Source organism: Nocardioides sp. NPDC058538 (assembly GCF_042719275.1).
Taxonomy (GTDB): Bacteria; Actinomycetota; Actinomycetes; order Propionibacteriales; family Nocardioidaceae; genus Nocardioides.
Window position 1 is genome coordinate 31,795 of record NZ_JBHXNY010000042.1, and the last position, 9,259, is coordinate 41,053.

The window sequence follows — 9,259 nt, forward strand, 5'->3', positions numbered from 1 at the left end:
TACTCGGAGGATGACGAACCAGCCCCCGGAAGACTTCAGCGAGCTCCCGCCGTCGGTGCCGCTGGAGGAGACCATCGCCTACCAGCTCGAGGATGTGATCCCGCGCGGCCCCGAAGGTGGCGGAGATGCGGTCGACGGCGGTGGGGACGGCGACTGATCAGTCTTTGGAGCAGCGGCTGCGGGCGGCGATGATCGCCTGCCGCGAGAGCGTGTTCCCGGCGTACGCGAGCCCGGCCGAGGTGTTCGACGGGCTGGCCGAGGCGTGCCGGGAGCTGGGGATCGAGGAGTGGGACGTCTATGCCGAGCGGGGGCCGGTGGCGCGGCTGGAGGCGGAGGTCGGCGAGCTGCTCGGGAAGCCGGCGGCGTACTTCCCCTCGGGGGTGATGGCGCAGCAGGTGGCGCTGCGGATCCACGCCGACAACGCGGGCAGCCGGCGGGTCGCGATGCCCGACCTCTCGCACCTGCTCGTCCACGAGGACGACGGCCCGAGGATCCTTCAGGACCTGCTGATCGAACACCTCACCACCGGGCGTACGACTCCGACGAAGGCTCACCTGGACGCGATCCCGGGGCCGCTGGCTGCGTGTCTGGTCGAGATCCCGTTGCGCGACGCGGGCTGCCTGCTGCCGACCTTCGACGAGCTCGCGGAGCTGGCCGAAGGCTGCCGTGAGCGCGGGATCGCCTTCCATCTCGACGGCGCCCGGATCTGGGAGTCGCAGCAGTGGTTCGGGAAGCCGCTGGCGGATATCGCCGGGCTCGCGGACACCGTCTACACCAGCTTCTACAAGGGACTCGGCGGCCTCGCCGGCGCTGCGCTGCTGGGCGATGAGGACTTCGTCGCGCAGGCCCGGCTGTGGCGGCACCGGATGGGCGGCACCCTCTACCGGTCCACCGCCGAGGCGGTCGCCGCGCTGGTCGGCCTGCGGGACCGGCTCCCGCACATCGGCCAGTGCGTGATCTGGGGGAGGGCGTTGGCCGCGGCCCTGCCGGCCTACATCACCGTTCAGCCGCCCGTGCCGCACACCAACACGTTCCTGCTGTACGCAGCGGGCGACCCGGACCAGGTCAACAGCCGTCTTCTCGCCGAGATGGAGGAGCAGTCGCTCGCATTCAGCAGGCCCTGGACGGCGGCCGAGGAGCCGGGTCGGATGGTGACCGAGATGACGGTCGGTCAGGGGGCCCTCGGCATGGATCCCTCGACCGTCGCCGGCCACCTCGCCGCGCTGCTGGACTGAGCCCGGGCCGTGCCCGGCGCCTCACCCGTCTCGGGTGGTGCGTAGGGGATCGTCCCGTTTCTACGATCGACCGATCGCGATACCCGCGCTTCTACCGGAGGATGTTGAGAGATGGGCTCCCGCCAGGTCGAGACCTCACCGACCGCCAGGACCGGGCAGGTGCTCGTCACCGGTGGCCTGGATCTGGTGGGCAGCGACCGCTTCTACCCCGAGGAGCACCCGGTGGTCGAGGTCTCTGTGGGTGACGTGTGGTGGGATCGGCACCCGGTGACGAACACGCAGTTCGCGGCCTTCGTGGACGACACCGGGTACGTCACCGTCGCCGAGCGCGACCTCGACCCGGCCGACTTCCCTGGTGCCGACCCGGCGCTGCTGGTGCCCGGTTCGCAGGTGTTCACCCAGGCCCCGGGGCCGGTCCCGCTGCACGACTGGACCCGGTGGTGGCGCTGGCAGCCCGGTGCCCAGTGGCGCCACCCGGACGGCCCCGCAGCCGACGTGGGGAGCCGGCCCGGACGCCAGGTCGCGGACTGGACCGAGATTCCGGACCACCCGGTCGTGCACGTCGGCTGGGAGGACGCCCTAGCGTACGCGCACTGGGCAGGCAAGGAGCTTCCGACGGAGGCCGAGTGGGAGCACGCGGCCCGCGGCGGCCTCGTGGGCGCCGACTACGCGTGGGGTGACGAGCTGTCTCCGAACGGGCGTCTGATGGCGAACACCTGGCAGGGACAGTGGCCGTGGCGCAGCGAGGATCCTCGCGGCCACGACCGCACCAGCCCGGTCGCCTCCTACCCGCCGAACGGGCATGGTCTCTACGACATGGTCGGCAACGTGTGGGAATGGACCCGCACTCCCTGGACACCCGACCACCGTGACCTCATCGCGCCACCTCACGGCCGGGCCGGGTCGGGTACGCCTTCGCCGCATGTCGACGTCGCTGCGCCCTCCTGCTGCGGCGGCAGCCAACGCCCCGGTACCGGCGCCGAGAAGGTCAAGGAGACCGATCGGATGGTGACGAAGGGCGGGTCGCACCTGTGCTCGCCGCAGTACTGCCGCCGCTACCGGCCCGCCGCGCGACAGGGGCACGGCGTGCGAGACACGACGTCGCACGTCGGGTTCCGCTGCGTCGTGCGCGCAGGCGACTGAACCGGTTTCCCCCGGAAGGGGTGAGGACGGCGGCCGGGCGGTTGGCGAGGTTGTGCCCATGTGGGAACTCGCCGGGCAGCTGCTGCCGGAGATGGTGGGGCTGGCGGTCACCCCGGCTGCGGTTGTCGCCTGCTTGCTGCTGCTCGGGTCCTCGCACCCATTCCGCAACGTCGTCGCGCTGGCGCTGCCGTTCCTCGCTGTCTACGGGGTGTTGTCGGTCGCCGCGCTGGCGGCGGGCCGCGCGGCTGATGCCGCCAATGACGATCCGGCGACGACTCGTGGCTGGATGAGCATCGTCGTCGGCGTCTTCTTCCTCGCCCTGGCGGTCATATCGTGGCTCCGACCGCGGCTGCAGTCAGCTGCGGGTGCCGCCTCGGTACGGGCGACGCACCGGGCGGCCACGGAGGAGCCCGGCTGGGTCTCGGGACTACGTGATCCGTCCGTCGGCCTGGTGCTCGTCGCCGGCCTGTTGCTGGCGGTGGTGAACCCCAACGTGGCCATCCTGATCTCCGGTCTGGGCATCGTGGTCACCGCCGATGTGAGACTCAGCGCGCAGATCAGCGGCATCGTGCTGCTGCTGGGGGCGAGCATGATCGACTTCGTCGTCCCCCTGCTCGTGTTCGTCCTTGCCGGCGAGCGTGGCCGCGGCTGGCTCCGGTCCGCGACCGGATGGCTCCTCGCCCACAACCACGTCATCAGCATCGTGGTGCTCCTCGCCTTCGGCGTGCTGTTCGTGGCTCGCGGGATCGCACAGGTCACGGCCTGAGCGCCGACCGACGCGAACCGACCTCGCGGCCACTCGTTCGGTGATATTTTTGGGCGACCACCGAAGTCCTACTGAAGGGCAGTTTCATGTCGGTTCAGTTCGAAGTGCGCATCGATGGAATGACCTGTCACCGCTGTGTCGAGACCGTGACGAGCGCTCTCGGTGGCCTGGAGGGCGTCGAGGGGGTCGTAGTCGACCTGAACCCGGGAGCCGTGTCGAGCGCCCGCGTCACCGCCGACGGACCGCTCGAACCGAGGGTCGTCAGATCCACGCTCGCCAAGGCCGGATTCACGATCGCTCGCGAACCCTGACCGGCCGAGGAGTCGTCCGTGCCCGGCCTCGGCTCCCGTCAGCACTTTCCGGCCCTCACCGCCGAACCTGAGCTCGTCTACCTCGACGCCGCGTCCGGCACCCCCTGTCCCGAACCGGTCATCGCCCAGCTCACCGCCGAGCTGCGCGGGCCCGCTGCCAACCCCGGCAGGGGTGGACATCCGTGGGCCCGGGACGCGCTGCGCCGCTTCGAGGATGCCCGCGCCACCGTTGCCGCGTTCCTCGGCGCCTCGTTCCCCGACGAGGTCGCCTTCACCCGCGGTGCCACCGGTGCGATGGCGTTCCTCGCCGACCGCTGGGCACCGGCGGCGCTCGCGAACGGCGGGGACATCCTCTACTGCCCGGGCGACCACCTCTCGACGGTTCGGCCATGGCTCCGGCTCGCCGAGCGGATGCGCCACCAGGGCGTTCGGGCGGTGGCGTACCGCCGCGACCGGCTGGGGCGCATCGACCCCGACGACTTCGCCCGAGCGGCGAGCGACCGCACCGCGGTCGTCGTCGTCACCGACGTACACAACCTCCACGGCACCCTGACCGACCTCGACGCGCTGGGGATCCCGCCGGCAGCGACGGTCTGTCTCGACTGCTCCCAGAGCGCCGGGCGGCTGCCCCTGCGCCTGGCCGATTCCCGGGCCGAGGTCGCCGTCGTCTCGGGCCACAAGATGTTCGGGCCTCCCGGCACGGGCACGGTCTACGTACGCCGGGATCAGCATCATCGGATCGCGGTCGACCGGGCGGCGGCGCGCAGCGGGCCGGCGCGCCACGTCTCGCCGCTCACCGACGCCGCCGAGGAGGGCAGCCTCGACGGGGCCGGCGCCGCGGGGCTCGCCAGTGCGACCGCGTTCCTCGACACCATCGGCCTCGACCGCGTCGGCGGCCACCTGGCCACCCTTGCCGCCCGGTTCGCCGACGGCGCCGCCCGGATCGGAGGCGTCACCCTCCTCGGGCCGCCGGTCGATCCGGGACGGCCGCACAGCGGGATCGCCGCCTTCGCCCTCGACGGCCAGGCGGGCGCCGATGTCGCCTTCGCCCTCGAACGCCGCGGCGTGTACGTCCGCGCCGGCGACCACTGTCTGGACGGGCCGCGGGAGGACGCGGTCCGGGTGAGCTTCCACCTGTACAACGACGAGAACGACGTCGACCGACTCCTGCAGGGCCTCGCCGCCGCTGCCGAAAGGGACTGACACGTGCAGAACGAAGGCATCAGGTACGACCGCGCCGCCGCCGCCCGCATCCTGGCCGAGGTCGCCGGTGCCGACTTCCTGGCCGGCCTGGCCGGCCCGGCCCCGGCTGTGGCCGAGGTGTCGGTCGAGTACCGCGTCGAGGAGCTCAGCCCGGAGCCCGGGCCGGAATCGGAGGGATCGCTCACCACCGGTCAGCGGCGCTATCTGGAGTCCTACATGCGGCCGTGCCGGCCCGACCAGGTCGTCAGCGCCACCCACCGCATCACCTGGCGCGACTCCCGCGGGATCGCGAACAGCGGCCACATCGGACCCGGCCCGCTCGGCCCGATCCTGCCGATCGCTGCCAGGGAGGCCGTGATCGCGGTCGGTGACGCGATCGCCGAGGCCGATCCCGTCACCGCGCGTTCGGACGCGCTCGACGACGACGCGCTCGACGTCTTGGCCGATACGACCACCGACCAGGAGCCCGCCGAGATCTTCCGCGTCGGAGCCGAGGCCGCCGGCCGCGCGCTCGTCCAGCACGGCATGCTCGCCGGACAGGTCGGGATTGAGGACCCGGTCGAGTTCGCCGAGGCGATGTGCGCCTCCGGGCTCTACGGCACGGTGGCCTCGACCTGGTTCTGGGAGCTGCAGGCCTCCACCTACCGCAGGGGCATGATCCCCGCGAGCCTGGAGGGGACCGGCGGGCGGCTGCGCTACACCACAGAGACCGTCGCGCTGCTCGCCGAGATGAAGCTCCGCACCATCGCCGACGCCAACGACGTGATGGACCAGGCCCGCGAGGCCGGCCTGGGAGCGCGGGCAGCCATCCAGCGCTACCACGTCGAGCTCGACCAGATCTCGCGACAGTACGCCCTGCTACCGGCGGGGGAGCGGCCCGTCTGCCTCGGGCAGCGGGCCCATCAGGTCGACGGGCAGCGCGTCCAGCCGCTCGCCGCCGTCGCCGAGGCGCTCACCAGCGCGTTCCGGTCCGCGGTCGAGTCGGTGCGGATCGCAGAGGCTCCCGCTTCCGGGGCCGGGGAGGTCCGTTTCGCCGCGGGGGAGCAGGAGTTCGGGGTCCCGGACATGACCTGCCGGCACTGCCGGGTGACGATCACCGCCGTCTTCGACGCCCAGGCCGCCGAGCTGATCGAGGTGGACCTGCACGGCAAGCGCGTGCGGGCCAGATTCACCGACGCCGGGCAGCGCGACCGCGTCTACGCCGACCTGCGCGACTCCGGCTACACGGTGGCCGACGGGTGAGCGTTCGTTACCCGCTTCCCGCCGCGCGGCACCCCCTCGCCGCCCGCTTCCTCGACGACGCCGCCGCGGTGAGTGAGGCGATCGAACGGTTCGGGTCGCCGCTCCACGTGGTCTTTCCTCAGGTCGTGGCCGAGAACGCCACTGCGCTCGCGGGCGTGCTGCGGCAACATGGCCTGCCGTACGACATCTACTACGCGCACAAGGTGAACGCCTCGGCCACGCTCCTCGCCGAGTCGTCCGCCGCCGGGCTCGGCGCTGACGTCGCCTCAGCGGCCGAGCTCGACCGGGCCCTGGCCGCGGGGTTCACGCCGGACCGGATCGAGGCGACAGGGCCGAAGTCGCCGGCGTTCATCGAACGGATCGCCGCGCTGGGGGTCACCGCCAACGCCGACGACCTCTGGGAGCTCGACCGGCTCGCGGCCGCCGCGCCGGCCGGCAGCGCCGTCCCGGTGCTGCTGCGGCTCTCCGGGTTCGCCTCGCCGGCGGTGCCCCAGTCCCGGTTCGGCATCGACCTCGCCGATGCCGGCGCCGCCCTCGAGACCGTACGCCGCGCCCCCGGCCTCGACCTGCGCGGTGTCGCGTTCCATCTCGACACGGCCGACCCGGCAGCCAGGGTCGACTCGCTGACCGAGTCGATGGCGGTCGTGGCCGCCGCCCACCGGCAGGGCCTGCGGCCGTCGGTGATCGACATCGGCGGCGGGTTCCGCCAGCGCTTCGTCGAGGAACCCGAGCCCTTCCAGCGGTACTCGCAGGCGGTCGCCGCTGGAACGGGTGAGCTGGTGTGGCCCGGTCACGACCTCGGGCTCCGGCGAGCCGGAGCGGTCGCAGGCGCTCCGTCCGCGCACAAGTACGGCAACCACCGCCCCGGCACCGACGTCCTGGAGCGGTTCCTGACCGCCGAGATCGAACGGCGACCCGTCGCCGAGGTCCTGCGCGAGTGCATGCTCACGCTGTGGATCGAACCGGGCAAGGCCCTGGTCGACCATGCCGGGGTCACCCTGGCCTCGGTGCTCTACCGCAAGCGCGCCGCCGGGCGCGACCTCGTCGTGCTCGACCTCTCCCGCAACCAGATCACCCCCGCCGACCAGGAGGTCCTGCTGGACCCGGTGCTCCTCGACGGACGTGGTGAGCCGCCGGCGGAAGGCGTGTTCCTCGCCGGCCGGCTGTGCCTGGAGTCGGACCTGGTGAGCCGCCGCAAGGTGTTTCTCGAGGCCGAGCCGAGCAGCGGTGACGTACTCGCGTTCGTCAACACCGCCGCCTATCAGATGGACCTGTCGGCATCCGCGGCCGGCGGGCATCCGCCGCCGCCCAAGGTCGCGGCGGTCTGGGACGGCGAACGGTTCACCTTCGTCGCAGACGACCACCACGGGAGCTGACCATGCGTTACGACAGCGTGCTGGACATGATCGGTGAGACCCCGCTGCTGCGGCTCGATCCGGCCGCCCACGGTGTGCCCGAGGCCGAGATCTTCCTGAAGCTGGAGTCGGCGAACCCGTTCGGCTCCGTCAAGGACCGCGTCGCCTGGGCGCTGCTGCGCGACCACATCGACACGATCGCCGAGGAGGAGCAGGTCGTCCTGGAGGCATCGAGCGGCAACACCGCCAAGGCGCTCCAGGTCATCGCCTCGATGCACGGGGTCAGGTTCAGGGCCTTCACCAACCGGGTCCGGGTGCGGGAGGTCCGCGAGATGCTGTCGCTGCTCGGCGCCGAGGTGACCGAGATGCCCGGACTCTCGGAGTGCCCGGACCCGACCGCGCCCAACGACGTGTTCGGGGTGATCGGCGACCTCATGGCGGGTGAGCCAGGCCGCTACCACCACACCTCGCAGTACACCAACGAGGACAACCTGCGAGCCCACTACGAGCAGACCGGCCGCGAGATCTATCGCGACGCAGGCCCGGTCGACCTGCTCGTGGGCGGGCTCGGCACCACCGGCTCCACCCGAGGGGCGGCGACGTACCTGCGCGAGCGCAACCCGGAGACCGCCGTGGTCGGCGTCGTCGCCACCGAAGGAGACTTCATCCCCGGCATCCGCTCGGCGGCGGAGATGTGGGAGGTCGGGCTCTTCGACCCCGGCTTCTACGACGCGATCGCCGCCGTCGACTCGGCCGACGCGATCACCGCGAGCCTCGAGCTCGCCACCCGGCACGGCGTACTCGCCGGGCCTACCACCGGGGCGGCCTATGCCGCCGCTCGGGAACGGCTCTTGTCCGGCCCCGGCGGCCCGGTCACGGCGGTCGTGATCGCGTGCGACCGGATGGAGCCGTACCTCTCCTACTACCGCCACCGCCGGCCCGACCTGTTCGGCGCGGCGAGCCCCGCTCCTGCCTCGGAGGCGGCGCCTACGGCGGTGCCCGAGGACCTCGAGGAGTGGATCGCTGCGGGTGAGCATGTGGTCGTGGTGGACGTACGCACGGCGCTTGCCTTCCAGGCCGGCCACATCCCCGGGGCGATCAACCTCCGCGACGACCTGCTCGAGCAGGTCATGGAGGCGGGGATGCCGTTCTCGGAGGGGTCCCGGGTGGTGTTCGTCTGTCCTACGGGTGACCGGTCGGCGCGGTTCGCCGCCCGGGCCGCCGCGACCGGTCGCCGGGCCTACAACCTCGAGGGCGGCGTGCTCGGCTGGCGGGACAGCGGCCGGCCGCTCGCGGGAGTCTGATCCTCACGCGGGAAGGAGGACGAGCATCGTGCCCATCCCGGCAGCCATCAGTCCGTGGCCGAGGGCCGGCAGGCGATGCTCGCGCACCGAGGTTGCCCGCACCAGCCACCACAGCACCCCGGCCGCGCAGATCACGACGAACAGCGAGTTGACCGCGACCGCCCAGCCCGGAGTGTGCCCGGCCGGTGCGATCGCCGCCGCGCTGCCGTGGCTCGCATGACCCTCGAGACCACCCACGTCAGCCATCAGCAGCGGCATCGCGGCGAGCATCCAGATCATCGCGGCGTTGAGGCCGAGATGACCGATCAGGTCGGCGCGCCGGGCCCCGTCGCTCGCCCGCAGGGCCGGGAGCAGCGCCAGAGCCAGAACCGCGAAGAGCGCGACCTGTGCCCAGATGGCGACGTCCGAGACGATCACCCAGATCATCAGGATCATCGCTGAGCTCATCACGGCGTGGTTGAGGTGGAGAACGGTCTCCGTGCCTGACGGTGGGCAGACCACGAGGATCCAGATCCCTGCGGTGCCCGTGAGCAGGAACGCCACAGTCAGCAGAAGGTCCCACGGAGGATCGACCACCCTGCCAACGTACCGTCGCCACGCGTTGAATGAGGTCGGTTGCTGCGATCAGTGCCGCAGGCCGGCAAACCCTGCCGAGGCGTCAGCTAGGTCGGTCGAGTTGGCACATGCGCGCCAACTCGAC

10 protein-coding genes are annotated in these 9,259 nt (G+C 71.9%); 9 read left to right on the top strand and 1 reads right to left on the bottom strand.

The features are described 5' to 3' along the window. Nucleotides 1–10 precede the first annotated feature (10 nt). From ACFWQC_RS25170 to ACFWQC_RS25210, 9 genes are all read left to right on the top strand, one after another. Complete coding sequence (locus ACFWQC_RS25170) at nucleotides 11–157, top strand: hypothetical protein (protein WP_378684513.1); 147 nt, start codon at nucleotides 11–13, stop codon at nucleotides 155–157. Beyond that, nucleotides 126–1,235, top strand: coding sequence for a threonine aldolase family protein (locus tag ACFWQC_RS25175; RefSeq protein WP_378684516.1), 1,110 nt, complete (start codon nucleotides 126–128; stop codon nucleotides 1,233–1,235). Before ACFWQC_RS25170 ends, ACFWQC_RS25175 begins: the two co-directional genes overlap by 32 nt. A gap of 111 nt (nucleotides 1,236–1,346) precedes the next feature. Beyond that, nucleotides 1,347–2,378: a formylglycine-generating enzyme family protein gene (locus ACFWQC_RS25180; protein ID WP_378684519.1), complete on the top strand. Its 1,032-nt coding sequence runs from the start codon at nucleotides 1,347–1,349 to the stop codon at nucleotides 2,376–2,378. A 58-nt stretch (nucleotides 2,379–2,436) separates the two neighbouring features. Then, nucleotides 2,437–3,144, top strand: coding sequence for a GAP family protein (locus ACFWQC_RS25185; protein ID WP_378684522.1), 708 nt, complete (start codon nucleotides 2,437–2,439; stop codon nucleotides 3,142–3,144). An 86-nt stretch (nucleotides 3,145–3,230) separates the two neighbouring features. Beyond that, nucleotides 3,231–3,455 (top strand): heavy metal-associated domain-containing protein, encoded by a 225-nt coding sequence (locus tag ACFWQC_RS25190; RefSeq protein ID WP_160023692.1) that lies wholly within the window; start codon nucleotides 3,231–3,233, stop codon nucleotides 3,453–3,455. Between the two features lie 18 nt (nucleotides 3,456–3,473). Next, nucleotides 3,474–4,658, top strand: a complete 1,185-nt coding sequence (locus tag ACFWQC_RS25195) for an aminotransferase class V-fold PLP-dependent enzyme (protein ID WP_378684526.1) — start codon at nucleotides 3,474–3,476, stop codon at nucleotides 4,656–4,658. A 3-nt stretch (nucleotides 4,659–4,661) separates the two neighbouring features. Beyond that, a complete protein-coding gene (locus ACFWQC_RS25200; RefSeq protein ID WP_378684529.1) occupies nucleotides 4,662–5,900 on the top strand; it encodes a copper chaperone in 1,239 nt (412 codons plus the stop codon). Beyond that, on the top strand, nucleotides 5,897–7,276 hold the full coding sequence (locus tag ACFWQC_RS25205; RefSeq protein WP_378684532.1) for an alanine racemase: 1,380 nt from the start codon (nucleotides 5,897–5,899) through the stop codon (nucleotides 7,274–7,276). The genes ACFWQC_RS25200 and ACFWQC_RS25205 overlap by 4 nt, the downstream gene beginning before the upstream one ends. Before the next feature lie 2 nt (nucleotides 7,277–7,278). Then, nucleotides 7,279–8,559, top strand: a complete 1,281-nt coding sequence (locus ACFWQC_RS25210; protein WP_378684535.1) for a pyridoxal-phosphate dependent enzyme — start codon at nucleotides 7,279–7,281, stop codon at nucleotides 8,557–8,559. Nucleotides 8,560–8,562: 3 nt separating this feature from the next. Here the strand turns inward: ACFWQC_RS25210 and ACFWQC_RS25215 are convergent, their stop codons facing one another. Then, the gene (locus tag ACFWQC_RS25215) at nucleotides 8,563–9,135 is read right to left on the bottom strand and encodes a DUF5134 domain-containing protein (RefSeq protein WP_378684538.1); all 573 of its coding nucleotides are present in this window, start codon (nucleotides 9,133–9,135) and stop codon (nucleotides 8,563–8,565) included. Nucleotides 9,136–9,259: the final 124 nt, after the last annotated feature.